Source organism: Nitrospirillum goiasense (assembly GCF_034427435.1).
Lineage (GTDB): Bacteria > Pseudomonadota > Alphaproteobacteria > Azospirillales > Azospirillaceae > Nitrospirillum.
Map to the genome: position 1 here is coordinate 519745 of NZ_JAXQNP010000002.1, position 18847 is coordinate 538591.

Annotated in this window: 19 protein-coding genes and 3 pseudogenes; 11 read left to right on the forward strand and 11 right to left on the reverse strand. The window is 69.6% G+C overall.

What is annotated here, in order from left to right; translation table 11 throughout:
• The first annotated feature begins 20 nt into the window (after window positions 1–20).
• Window positions 21–1266 (forward strand): annotated as a pseudogene (locus ULB03_RS04675) (IS256 family transposase).
• A 245-nt stretch (window positions 1267–1511) separates the two neighbouring features.
• Here ULB03_RS04675 and ULB03_RS04680 read toward each other — a convergent pair.
• Together ULB03_RS04680 and ULB03_RS04685 are read right to left on the reverse strand one after the other, a co-directional pair.
• A complete protein-coding gene (locus ULB03_RS04680; protein ID WP_322482110.1) occupies window positions 1512–1835 on the reverse strand; it encodes a DUF1493 family protein in 324 nt (107 codons plus the stop codon).
• Between the two features lie 14 nt (window positions 1836–1849).
• Window positions 1850–3004: an RHS repeat-associated core domain-containing protein gene (locus ULB03_RS04685; protein WP_322482111.1), complete on the reverse strand. Its 1155-nt coding sequence runs from the start codon at window positions 3002–3004 to the stop codon at window positions 1850–1852.
• 42 nt (window positions 3005–3046) lie between these two features.
• Here ULB03_RS04685 and ULB03_RS04690 point away from each other — a divergent pair, with 42 nt between their 5' ends.
• Window positions 3047–3223: an RHS repeat domain-containing protein gene (locus ULB03_RS04690; protein WP_416211024.1), complete on the forward strand. Its 177-nt coding sequence runs from the start codon at window positions 3047–3049 to the stop codon at window positions 3221–3223.
• Between the two features lie 64 nt (window positions 3224–3287).
• Here ULB03_RS04690 and cobT read toward each other — a convergent pair.
• Window positions 3288–4184: pseudogene (cobT, locus tag ULB03_RS04695) on the reverse strand (nicotinate-nucleotide--dimethylbenzimidazole phosphoribosyltransferase); the annotation flags it as partial.
• 14 nt (window positions 4185–4198) lie between these two features.
• Window positions 4199–4324 (reverse strand): annotated as a pseudogene (locus tag ULB03_RS04700) (nicotinate-nucleotide--dimethylbenzimidazole phosphoribosyltransferase); the annotation flags it as partial.
• Between the two features lie 84 nt (window positions 4325–4408).
• On the opposite strand from ULB03_RS04700, the gene cobS reads away from it, so the two are divergent.
• The 3 genes from cobS (at window position 4409) to ULB03_RS04715 (ending at window position 6697) form a co-directional block, all read left to right on the forward strand.
• Window positions 4409–5224 carry an adenosylcobinamide-GDP ribazoletransferase gene (cobS, locus tag ULB03_RS04705; RefSeq protein WP_322482112.1) on the forward strand — a complete coding sequence of 272 codons (816 nt, stop codon included), beginning with the start codon at window positions 4409–4411 and terminating at the stop codon, window positions 5222–5224.
• On the forward strand, window positions 5221–5853 hold the full coding sequence (locus ULB03_RS04710; protein ID WP_322482113.1) for a histidine phosphatase family protein: 633 nt from the start codon (window positions 5221–5223) through the stop codon (window positions 5851–5853). Before cobS ends, ULB03_RS04710 begins: the two co-directional genes overlap by 4 nt.
• Window positions 5854–6013: 160 nt before the next feature.
• On the forward strand, window positions 6014–6697 hold the full coding sequence (locus tag ULB03_RS04715) for a lipid-binding SYLF domain-containing protein (protein ID WP_322482114.1): 684 nt from the start codon (window positions 6014–6016) through the stop codon (window positions 6695–6697).
• 165 nt (window positions 6698–6862) lie between these two features.
• Here the strand turns inward: ULB03_RS04715 and ULB03_RS04720 are convergent, their stop codons facing one another.
• From ULB03_RS04720 to hemC, 5 genes are read right to left on the reverse strand one after another with little or no spacing between them, the layout of a single operon-like run.
• Entirely contained in the window at window positions 6863–7843 is a 981-nt protein-coding gene (locus ULB03_RS04720) for a cobalamin biosynthesis protein CobD/CbiB (RefSeq protein WP_322482115.1), read from the reverse strand.
• Window positions 7840–9306, reverse strand: coding sequence for a heme biosynthesis protein HemY (locus tag ULB03_RS04725; protein ID WP_322482116.1), 1467 nt, complete (start codon window positions 9304–9306; stop codon window positions 7840–7842). Before ULB03_RS04725 ends, ULB03_RS04720 begins: the two co-directional genes overlap by 4 nt.
• Entirely contained in the window at window positions 9303–11102 is a 1800-nt protein-coding gene (locus ULB03_RS04730; protein ID WP_322482117.1) for a carph-isopro domain-containing protein, read from the reverse strand. Before ULB03_RS04730 ends, ULB03_RS04725 begins: the two co-directional genes overlap by 4 nt.
• A gap of 45 nt (window positions 11103–11147) precedes the next feature.
• A complete protein-coding gene (locus tag ULB03_RS04735; RefSeq protein WP_322482118.1) occupies window positions 11148–11909 on the reverse strand; it encodes a uroporphyrinogen-III synthase in 762 nt (253 codons plus the stop codon).
• Between the two features lie 21 nt (window positions 11910–11930).
• Window positions 11931–12890 carry a hydroxymethylbilane synthase gene (gene hemC, locus ULB03_RS04740; protein WP_322482119.1) on the reverse strand — a complete coding sequence of 320 codons (960 nt, stop codon included), beginning with the start codon at window positions 12888–12890 and terminating at the stop codon, window positions 11931–11933.
• 126 nt (window positions 12891–13016) lie between these two features.
• On the opposite strand from hemC, the gene tsaD reads away from it, so the two are divergent.
• Both tsaD and ULB03_RS04750 read left to right on the forward strand, forming a co-directional pair.
• Window positions 13017–14087 carry a tRNA (adenosine(37)-N6)-threonylcarbamoyltransferase complex transferase subunit TsaD gene (gene tsaD / locus ULB03_RS04745; protein WP_322482120.1) on the forward strand — a complete coding sequence of 357 codons (1071 nt, stop codon included), beginning with the start codon at window positions 13017–13019 and terminating at the stop codon, window positions 14085–14087.
• A gap of 110 nt (window positions 14088–14197) precedes the next feature.
• Window positions 14198–14647, forward strand: a complete 450-nt coding sequence (locus ULB03_RS04750; protein WP_322482121.1) for a DUF29 domain-containing protein — start codon at window positions 14198–14200, stop codon at window positions 14645–14647.
• A 57-nt stretch (window positions 14648–14704) separates the two neighbouring features.
• On the opposite strand, the gene ULB03_RS04755 is transcribed toward ULB03_RS04750, so the two are convergent.
• Window positions 14705–16081, reverse strand: a complete 1377-nt coding sequence (locus ULB03_RS04755) for a metal-dependent hydrolase family protein (RefSeq protein ID WP_322482122.1) — start codon at window positions 16079–16081, stop codon at window positions 14705–14707.
• A gap of 176 nt (window positions 16082–16257) precedes the next feature.
• Here ULB03_RS04755 and ULB03_RS04760 point away from each other — a divergent pair, with 176 nt between their 5' ends.
• The 4 genes from ULB03_RS04760 (at window position 16258) to ULB03_RS04775 (ending at window position 18462) form a co-directional block, all read left to right on the forward strand.
• On the forward strand, window positions 16258–17250 hold the full coding sequence (locus ULB03_RS04760) for an NAD(P)H-dependent glycerol-3-phosphate dehydrogenase (protein ID WP_322482123.1): 993 nt from the start codon (window positions 16258–16260) through the stop codon (window positions 17248–17250).
• 22 nt (window positions 17251–17272) lie between these two features.
• Complete coding sequence (locus ULB03_RS04765) at window positions 17273–17554, forward strand: YciI family protein (RefSeq protein ID WP_322482124.1); 282 nt, start codon at window positions 17273–17275, stop codon at window positions 17552–17554.
• Window positions 17555–17699: 145 nt separating this feature from the next.
• A complete protein-coding gene (locus tag ULB03_RS04770) occupies window positions 17700–18113 on the forward strand; it encodes an EVE domain-containing protein (protein WP_322482125.1) in 414 nt (137 codons plus the stop codon).
• A 1-nt stretch (window position 18114) separates the two neighbouring features.
• Window positions 18115–18462, forward strand: coding sequence for a Rieske (2Fe-2S) protein (locus tag ULB03_RS04775; protein WP_322482126.1), 348 nt, complete (start codon window positions 18115–18117; stop codon window positions 18460–18462).
• Window positions 18463–18488: 26 nt separating this feature from the next.
• Here the strand turns inward: ULB03_RS04775 and ULB03_RS04780 are convergent, their stop codons facing one another.
• Window positions 18489–18815, reverse strand: coding sequence for a hypothetical protein (locus ULB03_RS04780; RefSeq protein ID WP_322482127.1), 327 nt, complete (start codon window positions 18813–18815; stop codon window positions 18489–18491).
• Between the last annotated feature and the right edge of the window lie 32 nt (window positions 18816–18847).

An 18847-nucleotide genomic window follows, 5' to 3' on the forward strand; every position in this document is an offset into this window, starting at 1 on the left:
GAGGAAGAAGGAGACCCCCTATGGCCCGACGCAAAGAGCCAGTTATTCCCGCCGCGATCCTGGACCAGTTGCTGGCCGGTGCGGACGCCAAGACGGCGTTTGAGCAGAACGGGCTGCTTGATCAGTTGAAGAAGGCGCTGACGGAGCGGGCGCTGAACGCGGAACTGGATCATCACCTGGTTGGTGACGAGAGCGGCAACCGGCGCAACGGCTATGGCCGCAAGACGGTGCTGACGGATGGTGGCCCGGTTGAGCTGGCCATCCCCCGGGACCGGACGGCGACATTCGATCCGCAACTGATTGGCAAGTACCAGCGGCGCTTTCCGGGCTTCGACGAGAAGATCATCTCGATGTACGCGCGGGGCATGTCGACGCGGGAGATCACGGGGCACCTGCGGGAACTCTACGGCATTGAGGTGTCGGCCGACCTGATCTTGCTGCTCCGCGCTGCCCTTCGGGTCGACGGTGACGGACGCAGTGATCGAGGAAGTGACGGCTTGGCAGAACCGGCCGCTGGAGGCGATCTATCCCCTGGTGTTCCTGGACGCCATCCGGGTGAAGATCCGGGATGAGAGCCTGGTGCGCAACAAGGCCATCCACGTTGCCATCGGCGTGCGGGCCGACGGCAGCAAGGAGGTCCTGGGCCTTTGGATCGAGCAGAACGAAGGCGCCAAGTTCTGGCTACGGGTCCTGAACGAACTGAAGAACCGGGGCGTTGAAGACATCCTGCTGGCCGTGGTCGATGGCCTGAAAGGTTTCCCCGAAGCGATCGCCGCGGCCTATCCCGAAACCATCGTGCAGACTTGTATCGTCCACCTGCTGCGCCACAGCATGGAGTTCGCTTCCTGGAAGGATCGCAAGGCCATCGCCGGTGCCCTGAAGACAATTTACGACGCCGTGGACGACAAGGCGGCCGAGGCCGCGTTGACCGCCTTCGAGGTCGGCCCCTGGGGCGAAAAACACGCCGCAATCGGCAAGGCCTGGCGCCGGGCGTGGCAGGAGGTCATTCCCTTCTTCGCCTTCCCGCGCGAGGTCCGGCGGATCCTTTACACCACCAATGCCATTGAGGCCCTGAACTCCAAGCTGCGCCGGGCGGTCCGCGCCAGGGGGCACTTCCCCAATGACGAGGCGGCCCTGAAGCTGCTGTTCCTGGTCTTGAACCGGGCGGAGAAAGATTGGAAAATGCCACCGCGCGAATGGACGGCGGCGAAGGCCCAGATGGCTGTCATGTTCGGCGAGCGGTTCTCAAGGGCGATGAGCGCCTGAATGCGAAACCGACCCCGCCGAGCACGAGCCGAAGGCCAGCGAAGCTAAATTCCTGACAGTCCCCTAAATGGGCCGCCACCCCGCTCCGAAGCGTCAAAAATGACAGGATTTCGGATTACACCTGTGCATCACCTATGCACGAAGTTTCAACGAATGCCGACTAGGGCTTTGATTCAGTGAGGAGATTTCTCTTTAGATGCCGAGCATGGCTAATTCGTGAATGGTTATTCAGTCGCTGCCATTTTTCAAGCCGGCGGCTCAAACCAGTAACCGGTTCGGACGACATTCAGCAGATGATCGAAGGTTAGAGGCTTAAATTTCTTACCACCGCCGAATATTCTCCATATGTGGGCAAATAGGGCCTCCGACTCATTTGGGAAGTATGTATCCCATTTGAATCCCTCAAATTTTGTTCCAAAATCCTTCCCAATCTTATCAATGAGTTCGAATGCATCATCCCCCGATATACGGAGATCATGATAAAGGCGTGTTGATCCTCCAATTGGCTGCCGACGAGCAGCAATCTTTAGAACAATACCTTCCAAATCTTTACTTTCCACATTGGCCATTACAAAAAATCCTCTTACGCAATCGGCCGGCAAGTAGGTGCGTGCTGTATCGCATTCAGCGTACCGAAGAAACTTAGAGCCGAAAGTGCTGTCCCCAGGAAGGGCAATGCTCTTCCAATAGAACCACCGATGCTCGTAGTTCCAGTAATAGCACCCAGCGGCCTAAACCGCGCGTTACCAGTCATCCCACGTAAAGTGATAGATGCAGGAGAGGTTACTGGCCCACTAATACCACCTCCAGCGATCCCCCCGACTTTACCCGCAGTAGGCATCGCTGTCTCGGTTACGGATTGGCCAACTGCAACGCCGGTACCCGAGTCCCCGCCGGATTCTCCGCCACCAGATATTGTTCCAGTACCGTCTCCATTATCTTGGTACGGCACAATCGTGCCATCGTCCAACATACATTGCGTCGGTATCTTATCGGTTTGCTTGGGCTGCTGCGGACTTTGTGGCGACGAATTCCCGGCAACTCCTCCACCGAGGCCAAGGGTGACAGGTGGGGGATTGTACTGGATCGGCGCGGGTTGGTAATAAGTCGGATCAGTTGGCGTCACATGCGGGACCGATGGCCCGCAATTATCCGTGATGACAATTTCCATTGAGAGAAGGTTTCCGTTCTGGTCCGCAGTGGTCTTGACGCCGGTCACGCAGCTGAGGCCCGTTGGGTCCGTCATGTTGATCGGATCCCCGCCCGCATAGGCATAGAGGTTCATGCCGGCGCTGTAGCCGCTGGGGTCGGCCTGCGCGAACTTGCCCAGGCTGGGGATGTAGACGCGCGCCTTGAAGTGATACGCGCCGATCTCCGACAGCCAGATCTGACCCGTGTACTGGAAGCGGCCCTTGTTGTTGGCGCCCGGCCGGCCATACTCGTCATAAGTGTTGATGGTCAGCACGGAGCCGCTGTCGTTGGTGACGGCGACAATGGACCCGCGCTCATCCGGCATCAGCCAGCGGCGGTCGCCGGTTCCCGACCCCTCGTACCACACGATCGTCTCGTCTGTCGCGGCGCCCGGCACATAGCGGCGCTGCACGTTGCCGGCGCCGTCATACTCCGCCAGCAGGCGATTGCCGAAGTATAGGAAATTGGTCGTCGATGACTGGCTGACCTGGGCCAAGCGGCCGGCCGCGTCGTAGCCCAGCGTGGTCGCCGGCGACGCGCTGGTCAATCGGCCGGCAACACCCAGTACGAGTACGACAACCTGGGCCGGTTGACCAAGGTGACCGGGCCCGGCGGCGCCATCACCACCTACACCTACGGCGCCGCCGGCAACCGCACCGCCGTGGCCACCACGGGTGGGTCATCGACCTCCCCCTACGGCACCAAGATCATCGTGCTGCCCTTGCTGGGCGGCTTCGTGCTGCCCATTCCCGGCTCGCCCTTCTAAGTCGCGCGATAGTGCCTGCCCTGGACCTGGACCGGCGTCGGGCCGGCCCAGGGGCGTCAGTGCCTTAATGCTTAGCGTGGTTCTCGCCACCCCGCGTGGACACGCCGGCATCGGCGAAGGTGGCCATGCCGGTGTGGCAGGCGACGGCGGCCTGCAGCAGGGGCAGCGCCAGGGCGGCGCCGGAGCCTTCGCCCAGGCGCATGCCCAGGGTCAGCAGCGGCTCCTGGCCGATAGCGTCCAGCAGGCGGCGGTGGGCCGGCTCGGCCGACAGGTGGCCGACGATGCAATGGTCCAGGGCGCGGGGGTCCAGCTTGAACAGCACGGCGGCGGCGGCGGTGCAGGCGTAACCGTCCAGCACCACGGGCGTGCGGGCCATGCGGGCCGCCATGATGGCGCCGACGATGGCCGCCAGCTCATACCCGCCCAGTGCCCGCAGGACATGGAAGGGATCGGCCAGCAGGTCGGCGTTGGCCTGGACGCCGGCCGCGACCACGGCGGCCTTGCGCGCCACGCCCTCGGCATCCAGGCCGGTGCCAGGGCCCACCCAATCCTCAGCCGTACCGCCGAACAGGGCCAGGCACAAGGCGGCGGCGGACGTGGAATTGCCGATGCCCATCTCCCCCAGGCACAGCACGTCGATTCCCGTCTCCACCGCCATCATGCCGTAGGCCATGGCGCGGGCGCAGGCCTCCTCGCTCATGGCGGGGCCGTGGGTGAAGTCGGCGGTGGGGTTGTCCAGGTCCAGCTCATAGACACGCAGGTCGGCGTCGGCCTGACCACACAGCTGGTTCACGGCGGCGCCGCCCTGGGTGAAGTTGTGCACCATCTGCGCCGTCACCGCCGACGGATAGGCCGACACGCCCAGGGCCGCCACGCCATGGTTGCCGGCGAACACCGCCACGCGCGGATGCTGCACCCGGGGGGCGTGCGGCCCTGCCAGGTGGCCAGCCATTCCGTCAGGCTTTCCAGCCGGCCCAGCGCGCCGCGCGGCTTGGTCAACTGCACCTCGCGCTGCATGACGGTGGTGGCGGCCTCCAGATCCGGGCCCGGCAGGTCGGCCAGGACGCGGCGGAATTCGTCGAAGGAGGGGATGTCGCTCATGATGCTCCGGCCCGATAATGGGACCCGCGATCAGGCGCCGGACTGGCGCTGGCGGGCGGACGGGACTTCCCGTATACCGGAACCATGACTGATGCAACGGGGCCGCGCCTGGGCGGTGTCTTCGCCGAATTCATAGCCGCCGTGATCTTTTTGACGCGGTTGCCCATCCATTGGCGCGGTGCCTGGCCGCAAGACCTGGATTCCCGGGCGCTGACCTGGTTCCCCATCGTCGGCACGCTGATCGGCGCCGTGGGCGGCCTGGTCTATTGGGGCCTGAGCAGCGTCAACGTCCCGCCCCTGCTGGCGGCGCTGCTGACCGTGGGCGCCCTGATGGGCCTGACCGGCGCGCTGCATGAGGACGGTCTGGCCGACGTGGCCGACGGCTTCGGCGGCGGCCGTGACCGCGAGGCCAAGCTGACCATCATGAAGGACAGCCGGGTGGGCACCTATGGCGCCGCCGCCTTGGTGCTGAGCGTGGCCGCGCGCACGCTGGCCCTGGCGGCCATCGCCAGCCCGCACCATGTGGCCGTGGCCCTGATCGGGGCGCATGCCTATTCCCGCGCCTTCCTGCCGGGCATGAAGCTGCTGCTGCCCGAGGCGCGGCTGGTGGGCCACAGCGCCGGCGTGGGCAAACCCAACAGCGCCCGCGCCCTGGCGGCCCTGCTGGCCGGCTTCGTCCTGGCCGCCACCACCCTGGGCAAGCTGCCCATGGACGGGGGCATGACCCGCCTGGCCGTCCTGGCCGTGGCGGCCGGCGGCGTCCTGGTCGTGGCCCAACTGGCGCGCCGCCAGGTGGGCGGCATCACTGGCGACGTGCTGGGCGCGGCGCAGCAGGTGGCGGAAATCCTGTTCCTGGTGGCCGTGACCGGCGCGCTGGGCGGCGCCGTGCCCCTGCCATGAGTCGTCCATCAGCCGGAACCGTGCGGTGGTGGTGGGTGCGCCACGCGCCGCTGGACCAGCCGCACCAGATCGCCGGCCAGGCGGACGTGCCGCTGGCCACCCCCTGGCCGGGGTCCAGCGCCCAGCTGACCGCCGCGCGCCTGCCCACCCGCGCGCTGTGGCTGGCCAGCCCGCTGTCGCGCACGCGGGAGACGGCGGCGCGCCTGGCCGCCCTGGTGCCCGCCGCTCCGGCGGAGGCGGAGACCGACCCCCGCCTGATGGAACAGCATTTCGGCGCCTGGCAGGGGCATAGCTACGCTGGGCTGGAGGACGCGGGCGACCCGCACCTGGCCCCCTTCTGGGCCGACCCCGCCGGCACCGCCCCACCGGGGGGCGAGAGCTTCGCCGCGCTGTGCCGCCGAGTTGCCGAGGCGGTGGAGGACTGGAGCAGGCGGGAGGTGGGCGACCGCGACATCGTCTGCGTCAGCCATGCCGGGCCTATCCGCGCCGCGGTGGCCCAGGCGCTGTCGCTGTCCCCGGCCGCGGCGCTGTCCCTGGACATCGCCCCCCTGTCCCTGACCCGCCTGGACCGTATCCCCAGCCCGGATGGCCCCGTCTGGGCCGTAGGCTGGGTGAACCGCATCCCTTAGGCTTGCCGCACGGCCGCCTTAGTTACCCTTTAGGGTGAGGCCCATGGTGCGGCGTTGCCCTGACCCATGGGCGACAGCACCCAGATATGGTAGGAATTCTGCCAACAACGTCAAAAGCTGGTTCAGCCCCGCTGAACCGCGACCAAAGAGGATGAGGACGATGATCGAACGGCGGCAGGTGTTGGCGGGTGCGGCGGCGGGTTTCGCGCTGGCGCTGGGAACCGCGATGCCGGCGCGGGCGGAGGTGACGGAGGCGCAGTTGATGGTGGAGCGCGCGCGCCTGACCGCCATGACCCTGCTGGGCGACCCGCAGTACGCCCCGTTGAAAAGCCTGCTGGGCCGGGCCAAGGGCGTGCTGATCCTGCCCAACGTCATCCAGGCCGGTTTCTTCCTGGGCGGCGGCGGCGGCACCGGCGTGCTGGTGGCGCGCGGCAGCGACGGGTCGTGGAGCGGCCCGGCCTTCTACACCATGGCGGAGGCCAGCTTCGGCCTGCAGTTCGGCGGCCAGCAGGCGCAGATGATGCTGGTCATCATGACCGACAAGGGCCTGAACGCCGTCATGGACCGCAGCGTGAAGCTGGGCGCCGACGCCAAGGTGGCGGTCGGCGAACTGGGCACCCAGGTGGGCGCCGGCTATGGCGTGGGCATGGACGCCGACATGTACGTCTATGCCAAGACCAGCGGCCTGTTCGGCGGCCTGGCCGTCGACGGCTCGGTCATAACCCCGCGCAAGGAATGGAACGACATCTTCTACGGCCAACGGACCACGCCCGAGCAAATCCTGCTGGACCGCGCCTTCTTCCGGCCGGAAGCCCAGGCCCTGGCGAGTGTTTTAAGCCAGTAAAGCGTTCCCTCAGGCGGCCCTTCGTCGCCGGGCGATCCGCTCTACGGAGCGCAGCGACGAGGACGCGACCGCGTCCGCCGGAGATTTACGGGGAACCGAAGGCGGACTGGTAATCGAGGATAGCCAAGGGGCGGATGCCCCGCCGGCGCCTGAGGAACACCGACTCTAAGCCCACACCAGCGCCAGCAGCGCGATGCACACGGCCATCAGGCTGGCGGCGCTGGTGAGGGCGACGACGGCGCGCAGGTCGCTGGTGTCGACACGGGCGCGGCCGGTGCCCAGCCAGTCTTCATAGACCACCACCTCGCCCTCCTTGCGGGGGCCGGCCAGCGCCAGGTTCAAGGCGCGCGCCACGGCGTGGAGCGGCAGGGCCGCCGTGCCCTGGACATGATGGGTGCGCAGGGCGGCCAGCGCCAGGGCCGGGCGACTGCCCGGCACGATCAGGCAGCCCGCCGCCAGGAACAGCACGGTCAGGCGGGCGGGCACCCAGTCCATCACCCCCAAGGCGCGGCGCGCCGGCCGGCCGAAGGCGGCATAGCGGGCGGAGGTGTGGCCCACCGTCGCCGCCACCGTTTCCACCGTCACCCACATCATCAGGCCCGGCAGGTCGAACAGCGCGAACCAGAACAGCGGCGCCACCAGGCCCCGGCTGGCCTGACCCACCAGCGCCTCCATGCCCGCCCGCAGCACGGCGTGCCGGTCCATGGACCAGACGGGCTTGTGCGTCAGGGGGGCCACCACCTGGCGCAACGCGTCTTCATCCGCCGCCGGCGCCGCCGCCAGCAGGGTACGCATCGTCACCAGCAGACGCCCGAAGACCAGCGCCCGGGTCACCAGCAGCAGCGACAGCAGCCACGCCACGCGCAGATGGACGGCGGCGATGGTCAGCACCAGGGCCGCCAGCCCCACGCCCCCCGTCAGCACCAGCACCAGCAGGGCGCCCCGCGCCAGGCGCACGCTGTCCAGACGCTCGATGCGGTTCAGGCGCTTGTCCGCCCAGCGCACCGCCTGGGCCAGCTGCCCCTGCGGCGTCATCAGCCAGCGGTCCACGGCGGGAAAGCCGGCGATGAAGGCGTTCAGCGCCAGGGCCAACGCCAGCAACAGCAGCGATTCCGCCCGGGGCGGGGCGAAGGGCAGCGGAATCATAACCGGCGGCCGGGCCTGAGACTGGCGAGCGTGAAGGACGGCAAGCGCCCGCCGAGGCGGGGCGCCCCACCGGCACCCTCGTCCACCGCCGGCTCCGGTGGCGGCAGGAAGCCCAGCGTCTCGGCCGGCCCTGCCCCCTGTGCGGCACCGCCCGGAACGCGCCACGCCAGCGTGTCGAACCCGCCGCAATGGGCGCACAGCGCCCCCCAGGCCGGGTTCACGCCACCACAGGACTGGCACACCCAGGCCGGGTCGGCGGCGGCCTTGGCCGCCTGGGCCATATGGCCGCGCTCCTCCGGTCCCTGCCCATGCTCCGCCACCGCCACGGCCGCCAGGCGGCGGTAGACACGGGCGCTGGGACGCAAGGTCAACGCCCGGGTTAGATGACCGCGCGCCAAGCCCCACAGGCGGGCCTCGACCGCCGCGTCGGCCAGAGCGACGTGCGCCTCCGGCACGGTTTCATCGATATCCACCAGGGCCTCCAGCCGCTTCACGCGGGCCAGCGGGTCGGTGGGAGCGCCGGCCTTTTCCCCGGCCGCGCCCCAGGCGGCGGCCAAATCGGGATGGGGCGAGGCGCGCCACGCCTGTTCCAGGGCGCGGGTGGCGGCGCGGGCCGAACCGGTGGCGGCCAGCAGGCGGGCCGCCTGGACCGCGGCCGGCACAGACCCCGGCTCCAGATCATGCGCCTTGCGCGCCAGCGCCAGGGCTTGGTCCTGGTTGCCGTCGGCCTCCGCCGCCCGGCTGCGTTCGACCAGCAGGGCAGCGCGATGACGGCGCAGGGTTTCCGGGGGCAGCGCCTTGGCGGATGTCAGGGCGTCCAAGGTGGTCGCCGCCGCCGTCCAATCGCCGGCGCGGGCCTGCAGGTCGAACCGCGTCAGCAGGGGCCAGCGCGCCTTGGGCTTCAGGGCCTGCGCCTCCTGGGCCAGTTCCAGGGCCTGCCGGGTCTTGCCCGCCGCCAGGGCCTGCAGGGCCAGGCCGCGCAGGCCGACGAAGGCCATGTCCGGCTGCTTCAGCGCGGCCCCCCGGTCCCGCATGGCGGCATAGTGGCCGGCCGCCGCCGCCTCATCCCCCGCCAACTGCGCGGCCTGCGCCGACAGAAGCAGGGTCAGCGACGGTTCGTTCAGCAGGGCCTTCGCCTTGGCCGCGAGGCGGCGGGCGGTGGCGGCGTCGCCGCTGGCCACCGCCAGGAAGCCGCGGCTGAGCGCCTGGTAGCCCCGCGTCCGCCGGCTGGTGCGCCGTCCGGCGCCGAAGCGCCGGGGGCTGCGCCACAGCAGCAGCAACAGGCGGACCAGGACGTAGGCCACCACCGCCAGGGCCAGCAGCGCCGCGGCCACCACCCCCACCTGCGTCTGGACGATATATCCCTGCCAATCCAGGCGCAGGGTGCCGGGCCGCTGCGCCACCCAGACCGCCAGGGCGACCACCAGGCCAAGGCGCAGCAGGAACCAGAGGGTCCGCGTCATGGGTGGCCCCCTTCACCGGCCCCTTCACCGGGCTGCGGCGGCGCAGAGGGCTGGGTTACATCCTCGGGCGGCTTCGGCTGCTCCGGCTGAGGCATCTCGCCCTTGCCGGACTCGGATGAGGTGGGCGACGGCTCGGCGGGCGCGCTTTCGACCGGCTTGGCCTTGGGGGCCGGCAGGCCCGCCTGCACATCGCTGACCGCGCGGCGCGACAGCCGGGCCATGGCCTCATCCGCGCTCAGCCGCGCCTGCGCGTCCCGCAGCCAGGCCTGGACCTCGGGTGCTGCGGCCGGTGGACCGGACAGGGCCGACATCTCCGCCACCGCTGTGCCGATATCGCCCCGGTCCAGGGCGGCGCCGGCGCGCGACACGACGGCGTCGGGGGCGTTGCCCTCTAAACGGCCATCCTTGCGGCGGATGGTAACCAGGGCCTTGAGCCGGCCCCAGAGGGTTTCCAGCCAGTCCGCCCCCTCCGGCACCTGGGCGGCGCGCTGGGCGGCGGTGGCGGCGCGGTCGAATCCTTCACGCAGGGCGACGGGGCCGGCCAAGCCGGTGGCCTGGCTTTGGGCCAGCCGATCCAGCGCCTGGCGCAAACCATCATCCTCGGGCGCCAGGCCGCGCACCGCCGACAGCTCCACGCCATAGGGCCTGCCGGAGAGCAGGGCCGCCTGCAACTGGTTGGTGGCCACCAGCAAAGCCTGCCCACGGCCGGCGGCGGCGGTCTGGGCGGCCAGGCGGCCGGACAGCTCTTCCCGCTGCTGCGCCGACTGGGCCAGCGCCTGCTCCAGCGCGCGCTGGCGTTCCGTCAGGCGGTTGAACTGGTCGGTCATCTGCTCCAGCCGTGCGGCGAGAGCGGGGTCAGGCGCCGCCGGGACGGACGCGCCATCGGCGGCGGGTGCCTGCGGGGAAACCGGTGCCGCGGCCAGCTTGGCCTTGAGGTCGGCCACCTCCTGCTCCAGCGCCTGCTGGTGCTGGGCGGCGGCACCCAGGCGACGGGCCATCTCGGCCAGCGTCGCCTCCACCCCCGCCTGCTCCGCTGACGGCACGGGCACGGCGGTCGACGCGGACGATCCGGGCGCCAGTCCGGCCCGGATCAGCCAGGGATCAAGGCTGCCGGACCGGTACAACGACCAGCCGCCGGCCCCCAGCGCCCCCAGGGACAGCAGCAGCGCCAGGGCCGACACGGCGCCGCCGCCGCGGCGCGGCGGTGGGGCGATGGGGCGGGGCGGATCGCGGCGGACGGCGTCGGCCTTGGGGATCTCCATGCGCGGTGTCTCCGTCCGGGGCGTCTCCATCCGGTGCGGCGGGGGCGATGAGCCGGCGGATGGGTCGGCCTTCGGCGGTTCGACACCCGTCCGCTCCGCCCGGAAGGCTTCCAGCCTGGGCGGTTCCGGCCTATCCGGTTGCGGCTTTGGCGCCTCCGGAAGGGAGGGGGCCACCGGCGGCCGCTCGTCCGCTTGGGGTTCAACAGCGCTGGGCAGGGCGATGACGGCGGGGGCGGCCGGCGCGGCGGGAACCTCGGGCGCCCCCATCACCGCGTCCAGTTCGGACGTGGTCAGGGGAATGCCCAGGCGCGTGGCCGCCGCCTCCAGGTCGGCGCGGCGGTTGGGCGGGATGTGCCCGCGCTTCTTCCAGCCCTGGACCGTGGTCACCGGGATGCCCAGCTTGGCCGCCATGGGACGGATGCCACCGAACCGTTCGACGATGGCGTCCACCTGCGGGTTGGCGCCTGCCTGGCCCAGGCCAGCAGGCACCAGGCCGGTTTGGGGGGACGTCGCGTCCGAACCTTCACCGCTCATACGGCGATCCTTTCATCCTTCAAAGCGTACGCTGCCGGCGGCCTGTCAGGCCCCGGGCCCACGCCCCAGCAGGTCGAGCAAGGCCGCCTGGTTGGGATGGGCGGCCACGGCCACCTGGCGGAACCCCCTGGGGCGGCCCCCCCCAGAGCGGAAGGGATGCACCCCGTCGTGATCATCCCCCTCCAGGGCGCCCGCCACCGCCGGGCTGAGGCACAGGGCTGAAACGGCGGCCAGATCGGCGCCGCCCTGTACCGCAAGGTTAACAAACGTACGCGCCGACCGGGGAGAAAAAAGCAGCACATGGGTGATCGCCCCCGCCGCCAGGGCATCGCGCACCTCCGGCAACAGGGCGTCGGCGGCCACGGTGCGGTAAAGGGCCAGGCGTCGCGTGGCATAGCCCTTGGCCGCCAAATCGCCGGCCGGGTCGCCCGCCACATCGGCACCGGCCGCGTGCAGCAGCAGGCCTTCGCCCACCGCCACCGCGTCCGCCACCAAGCGCACCAGGGCATCGGCATCGCCGGCGGCGGAGCGCACGGTGGTGAAACCCAGACCCCGCGCCACGTCGGCGGTGCGATCGCCCACGGCGTACAGCGGCCACGTACGGGGCGCGTCCAGGCGGGCCAAGGCGCGCACACCGTTGGCGCTGGTGATCAGCACGGCGCGCACCGCCTCCGCCGGCGGCAGGACCTCATCCAGCCAGTCCACCGCCAGCAGCGGATCGACCAGAACCTGATGGCCCAGCGCCGCCACGGCCGCCGCGGTGCGCTCGGCCTCGGGCTGGGGACGGGTGATCAGGACGGTGGCCATGGGTGCCGTCCGCTGTCGTGGTCAGGAGACGGTGAAGATGCCAGGCGGCAGCCGCCCCTTCAACTCCGCCCCCGCATCCAGGCCGGCGGCCAGCGCCTCGGCCTCGAGGAAGCGGCGGCTGGTGGTGACGATGGTGCGGCCGTCCGGGCTGAGGGCCATGGCGTCCAGTTCCATCACCCCCTCCCCCAGCATGCGGGCCAGCGCGGCGATGGGGGTGCGGCAGGACCCGTCCAGGGCGGACAGCACGCCGCGCTCCGCCGTCACGCGCAGGGCGGTTTCAGCACAGTTCAGGGGGGCCAGCAGGCCGTTGGTCACGGCGTCGGCGATGCGCGTCTCAATGCCGATGGCGCCCTGGGCCACGGCGGGCAGCATGATGTCCGCCTCCAGCACCGCGGTCGCGTGTCCCGCCAGGTTCAGGCGGCGCAGGCCGGCCATGGCCAGCAGGGTGGCGTCCACCTCCCCCTCCGACAGCTTGCGCAGGCGGGTTTGCACATTGCCGCGCAGGGGCACCACGGTCAGGTCCGGGCGGCGGGCCAGCACCTGCGCCTGGCGCCGCAGGCTGGCGGTGCCGACGACGGCGCCGGCCGGCAGTTCCAGGAGGGTGGCGCCGTCGCGGCTGAACCAGGCGTCGCGCGGGTCCTCACGCGGCAGCAGGCAGGTGATGTCCAGCCCCTGCGGCAACACGGTGGGCACGTCCTTCATGGAATGGACGGCCAGGTCGATCTCCCCCGCCAGGAGGGCGTCCTCGATCTCCTTGGTGAACAGGCCCTTGCCGCCGGCCTCCGCCAGGGTGCGGTCCAGGATGCGGTCGCCCGTCGTCTTGATGACGACGATCTCGATGGCGCCGGGCGCCGCCAGGTGCGGGTGCGCCGCCCCCAGCCGGTCGCGCGTCTCATGCGCCTGAGCCAGGGCGAGCGGGCTGCCCCTTGTTCCGATACGGAGGGGGGCCTGGGGGGTATGGGAGGGCGTCGCGGTCGTCATGCTTGCCTGTCTATCGCCCTTTGCGGTTGCGGGAAAGGCCCCGGTCGGTGACAACGGCGCAAATCGTGCCGATTTGATATGGCTTAAATCCGGTGGACACCGGATCGGCCCCGAAGGTTTTACGTCATGATCGTCCTGGGTATCGAGACCAGTTGTGATGAGACCGCCTGCGCCATCGTCGACGATACGCGGGCCATCCGCGCCAACGTCGTGCTGTCGCAGCTGGACGAGCACCGCCCCTATGGCGGCGTGGTGCCGGAGGTGGCGGCCCGCGCCCACCTGCATTACCTGGACGGCCTGATCCGCCAGGCGCTGGACGAAGGCGGCCTGGATCTGGGCCAGGTGGACGCCATCGCCGCCACCGGTGGTCCCGGCCTGATCGGCGGGGTGATCGTGGGCGTCATGACGGCCAAGGCCATGGCCGCCGCGCGCGGCCTGCCCTTCGTCGCCGTGAACCATCTGGAAGGCCACGCCCTGACGGCGCGCCTGACCAACGACGTGCCCTTCCCCTACCTGCTGTTGCTGGTGTCGGGCGGGCATTGCCAGTTGCTGGAGGTGGAGGGCGTGGGCCAGTACCGGCGCCTGGGCACCACCATCGACGATGCGGTGGGCGAGGCCTTCGACAAGACGGCCAAGCTGCTGGGCCTGGGCTATCCCGGCGGGCCGCTGCTGGAGAAGGCCGCGCAGAACGCCACCAATCCCGGCCGCTTTGACCTGCCAGCCCCGATGAAGGGGCGGCCCGACTGCGACTTCTCCTTCTCCGGCCTCAAGACCGCCGTGCGCCGGCATGTGGAACAGCTGGGCACCCCGACCGAGGCGGACGTGGCGGACCTCGCCGCCGCCTTCCATCACGCCGTGGGCCAGTCGCTGCTGGACCGCTGCGACCGCGCCATCAAGGCCTTCAAGGGCCGGCATCCCGCCAATGAACAAGGAGGGGGCCAGCACCTGGTGGTGGCCGGCGGCGTGGCCGCCAACAAATACCTGCGCGAGCAGTTGGCCAAGCTGGCGGCCAAGCGCGGCCTGACCTTCACCGCCCCGCCCCTGGCCCTCTGCACCGACAACGCCGCCATGATCGCCTGGGCGGGGTTGGAGCGGTTCCGCCTGGGCCAGACCGACAGCCTGGACTTCGCCCCGCGCCCCCGCTGGCCCCTGGACCCCACCGCGAAGCCGATGAAGTTCGCGGGGGTCAAGGCGTAAGCGGCGCGACGCCCGCGCGAGGTTGCGACCCTGTGGGCTTGAGTGTCTAATATCGGAAGGCGCGTGAGCTCCTGAGTATCTGCCTACCAGCCGCCTAATGAGGCACAGCCATGAGCAAATCCACGCTGTACGACCGCGATTTTTATGCCTGGGCCAATGAACAGGCGTCGCTGCTCCGTGCCGGTAAGCTGGCGGCGGCCGATATTGCGCACATTGCCGAGGAGATCGAGAGCATGGGCCGCAGTGAGAAGCGCGAGCTTGTGAACCGGCTGGCCGTTCTGCTGCTGCATCTCCTGAAATGGCAGTTTCAGCCCAGCTTTCGCGGCAATAGCTGGCGTTTGACCATTGAGGAACAGCGCTACCGGCTTGCCGACCACCTGGCCGACAATCCTAGCCTCAAGGGGACATTGCCGGAAACGACCGCCAACGCCTACCGCCTCGCTCTTGTCGAGGCTGAGCGCGAAACTGGCCTTGCGCGGTCGACCTTTCCGGCCACCTGCCCCTGGCCCTTCGATGCAATTATGAATGAGGATTTTTGGCCGGAAACAGGTTCACACTGATTCTCGGCTAGTCGCGTCGGTCGGCCCCCAGCCGTCACCGGCCGGGGGCCGCCTCCCTCAATGCGCCGTGCTGGTGAACACCTGCTCGGCCCCGCCCTTCTTGAAGACGACGCCGCCCTTCATCACGAAGTCGACCTTGCCCATCAGGGTGATGTCCTTGGTCGGGTCGCCGGGGACGGCAACGATGTCGGCATACTTGCCGGCGGCGACGCTGCCGATGTCCTTGTCCTTCTTCAGCAGGGTGGCGGCGTTGATGGTCGCCATCTGCAGGGTGTAGATCGCCGGCATGCCCACCTGGACCAGCAGGGGGAAGTCCTTCCAGTTCTCACCGTGCGGGTACACGCCGGCATCGGTGCCATAGGCGAACTTCACCCCGGCCTTGTAGGCGTCGCCCACCGTCTTCATCAGCTGCGGCCCCACCAGCAGGGCCTTGGCCTGCACCGCCGGCGGATAGGCGTGGGGGTTGCCCTTGGCCTTTTCCGTCACATAGGTGCCGGTATAGATGGTGGGCACGTAGTAGGTGCCGTGCTCCTTCATCAGCTTCATGTCCTGGGCGTCCATGAAGGTGCCGTGCTCGATGCTGTCGGCGCCGGCGACGACGGCGCGGCGGATGCCCTCCGCCCCGTGGGCGTGGACACCGACGATGTAGCCGTACTCATGCGCCGCGGTGACCAGGGCCTTGGTCTCCTCCTCCGTCAACTGGCTGTTGTCGACGCTGCCCGACAGGTCCAGCACACCGCCGGTGGTCATGATCTTGATGGTGTCGACGTTCTGCTTGTAGTGCTCACGCACCGCCTTCCAGGCATCGGCCGTGCCGTTGATGATGCTGTCATGCGCGCCCACGTCCGGCTGCAGGTCCATGCGCAGGCCGTCGCCGTCGTCGGCATGGCCGCCGGTGGAGCCGATGGCGGGCCCGGCCGTCAGGATGCGGGGGCCGGGCACCCAGCCCTTGTTGATCTGGTCGCGCAGGGCGACCGTCTCATAATGGCTGTCGCCCAGGTTGCGCACGGTGGTGAAGCCACCCAGCAGGGTACGCTTGGCCCACACCGTGCTGCGCACCACCCAGTCGGCCAGGTTGAAGTGCAGCATGTCGCTGTAGACCGTGGGCGAGAACTCGCTGCTGATGTGGACATGGGCGTCGATCAGGCCGGGCAGGCAGGTTTCCCCCACCAGGTCCACCACCTCGGCATCGGGGCGGGTGACGCTGCCGGGCACCACCTCCACCACCCGCTCGCCCTGGATGACCACGCTGGTCGGGCCCAACATCTTGCCCGCCACCGAATCCAGCAGCGCCGGGCAGTGCAAAACCACCGGCTTGGACGCCGCGTCCTGCGCCAGCGCGGTGCCGGCCAGGGAGACCAGCGCGCAGCCGGCCAGCAAGGCAAAGGAACGGGCGGCGCGGCGGCGCGCCGTCGACAGAGTACCAACAGCCATTTTCGGCATCCCCTTATGTGAAGCCATATCCCTGATTCATCCGCCGGTTACCCCACCGGTCGGCTGTCGCCACGGTAGCATCGCCCCCCGCCCGCCGCCACCGGCCCATTGCGGAAGCCGCCCCATCCGGGGTAAGCCAAAGCCGGCAAACGCTTACCGGTTCAGAAGGGGACGACATGCAGCGCATCGGTGTCATCGGCGCGGGTGCCTGGGGCACGGCCTTGGCCATGGCCGCCCGCCGGGCCGGGCGCGACGTGGTGCTGTGGGCGCGCGAGGCCGAGGTGGTGACCGCTGTCAACGGCCAGCATGAGAACACCCCTTTCCTGCCCGGCGTGCCCCTGGACCACGACATCCGCGCCACCGGTGACCTGGCGGAGGCCGCCCAGGCCGACGCCGTGCTGCTGGTCACCCCGGCGCAGCACATCCGCGCCACGACATCCCGCCTGAAACCCCTGCTGGCCCAGGGCACCCCCGTCGTGCTGTGCGCCAAGGGCATCGAGATCGCCACCGGCAGCCTGATGACCGAGGTGGCGGGCGGCGAGTTGCCCGACACCCCCCTGGCCGTGCTGTCCGGCCCCACTTTCGCCGCCGAGGTGGCGCGGGGCCTGCCCACGGCCGTGACCCTGGCCTGCCGGGACGCGCAGGTCAGCCAGCGCCTGGCCCAGGCCTTGGGCAGCCTGACCTTCCGCCCCTATGCCAGCGATGACCTGGTGGGGGCGGAGATCGGCGGCGCGGTGAAGAACGTGCTGGCCATCGCCTGCGGCATCGTCGCCGGCCGCGCCCTGGGTGACAACGCCCGCGCGGCCCTGATCACCCGCGGCCTGACGGAAATCGCCCGCCTGGGCCAGTCGCTGGGCGCCAAGCCGGAAACCTTCATGGGCCTGTCCGGCCTGGGTGACCTGACGCTGACCTGCGGCAGCCTGCAGTCGCGCAACATGTCGCTGGGCCACGCCCTGGGCCAGGGTCAGCCGCTGGCCACCATCCTGGCCGGCCGCACCTCCGTGGCGGAGGGTGTCTACACCGCCGAGGCGGTGGTGCGCCTGGCCGCCCGCCGCCAGGTGGACATGCCCATCTGCCAGGCGGTGGACGCCATCCTGAACCATGGCGCCGACGTCAACGCCACCATCCAATCCCTGTTGTCCCGCCCCCTGAAGCCCGAGGGCGTGTGACCCCTACCGGAGAGTCGTTCCCATGCACTTCGCCATCACCTGCACCGACAAGCCCGGCCATCTGGATCTGCGCCTGGCCACCCGCCCGCGCCACCTGGAATACCTGGACGGCCAGGTCGACCACATCGTCGTGGCCGGCCCCCTGCTGGACGCCGAGGGCAAGCCCACGGGCAGCCTGCTGGTCGTGGACTTCCCGGATGAGGCCGCCGCCCAGGCCTTCGCCGCCGCCGACCCCTACGCCGAAGCCGGCCTTTTCGCATCCGTAACGATCCAGCCCTTCCGCGTCGTTTATCCGAAGGCTTGAGGCAACAGCGCCCCAGCAGCTCCCCCATTTTCCCTAGGACGCGACCGCGTCCGCCGGAGATTTACGGGGGAGCGCAGCGGACCGGAAATTGAGGATAGCCAAGCGGCCGGACGGCCGCGCCCGGCGTTTGAGGGAACAAGAAAACATGTCCTACTGGCTGGTGAAGTCGGAACCCTTCAAATATTCCTGGGACAAGTTCGTGGCCGACGGCCGCACCCATTGGGATGGCGTGCGCAATTACCAGGCCGCCAACAACCTGAAGGCCATGAAGGTGGGCGACCGCGCCTTCTTCTATCATTCCAACGAGGGGCTGGAGATCGTGGGCATCGCCGAGGTGGTGCGCGAGGCCTATCCCGATCCTTCGGATGAAAGCGGCCGCTTCGTCATGGTGGACCTGAAGCCGGTGACGCCGGTGAAGACACCCCTGACCCTAAAGGACATCAAGGCCGATCCGGAGCTGTCCAGCATGGCCCTGGTGCGCCAGTCGCGCCTGTCCGTCTGCCCCATCACCGAGGCGGAATGGAAAAGCGCCTGCCAGCGCATGGGCGTCGATGCCTGAGATGGCCGCGCCCTTGGCCCCGTCGCCCCTGTGCCGTCTGGACGACATTCCCGACGGCCAAGCCAAGGGGATCACTTGGGGCGGTGGCGCCGACCGTCAGGAAATCCTGGTGGCCCGGCGCGGCGGCGCGGTGTTCGCGTATCACAACCGCTGCCCACATGTCGGCACCACCCTGGACTGGACACCCGACCAGTTCATGAGCGCCGACGGCCAGCATTTGCAGTGCGCCACCCACGGCGCCCTGTTCCGGGTGGATGATGGTTTGTGCCTGCGGGGGCCTTGCGCCGGCCGCGGCCTAGCGCCAGTGGGCGTCTGGATCGAGGACGGCGCGGTGTATCTGGCCGGCTGAGCGGCGGCGGCGTGGCCGGGAAGGCCTCAGGCCGATCGCGTCTTCATGGTGGCCGCGAAATCCTCCGTCGTCGTGACCATGCGCCGGGCGATCACCCCCACCTCGCGGGCGACATCGGCGACCGTGGGCGTGGAAAGGGCGTCGGCCGCGTCATTGGCGACGGCGGCGGACGAGGCGGCCCTGCCCTCCCCCGTGGCCAAGCCGGAGGTCGTGCGTGCCACGGCCGGATGGGACAGCGCCCGCAAGACGCTGTCGATCGCCATCAGGCTGGTGCGGCTGCTGATTTGGCTCAAGCGGCCAATCAGGTCCGTGGCGTCCTGTCCTGCACCGTTGTCCCCAACACCGGTCGTCATGGTCGTCCTATCCGCGCGGAGCTACGGGCGCC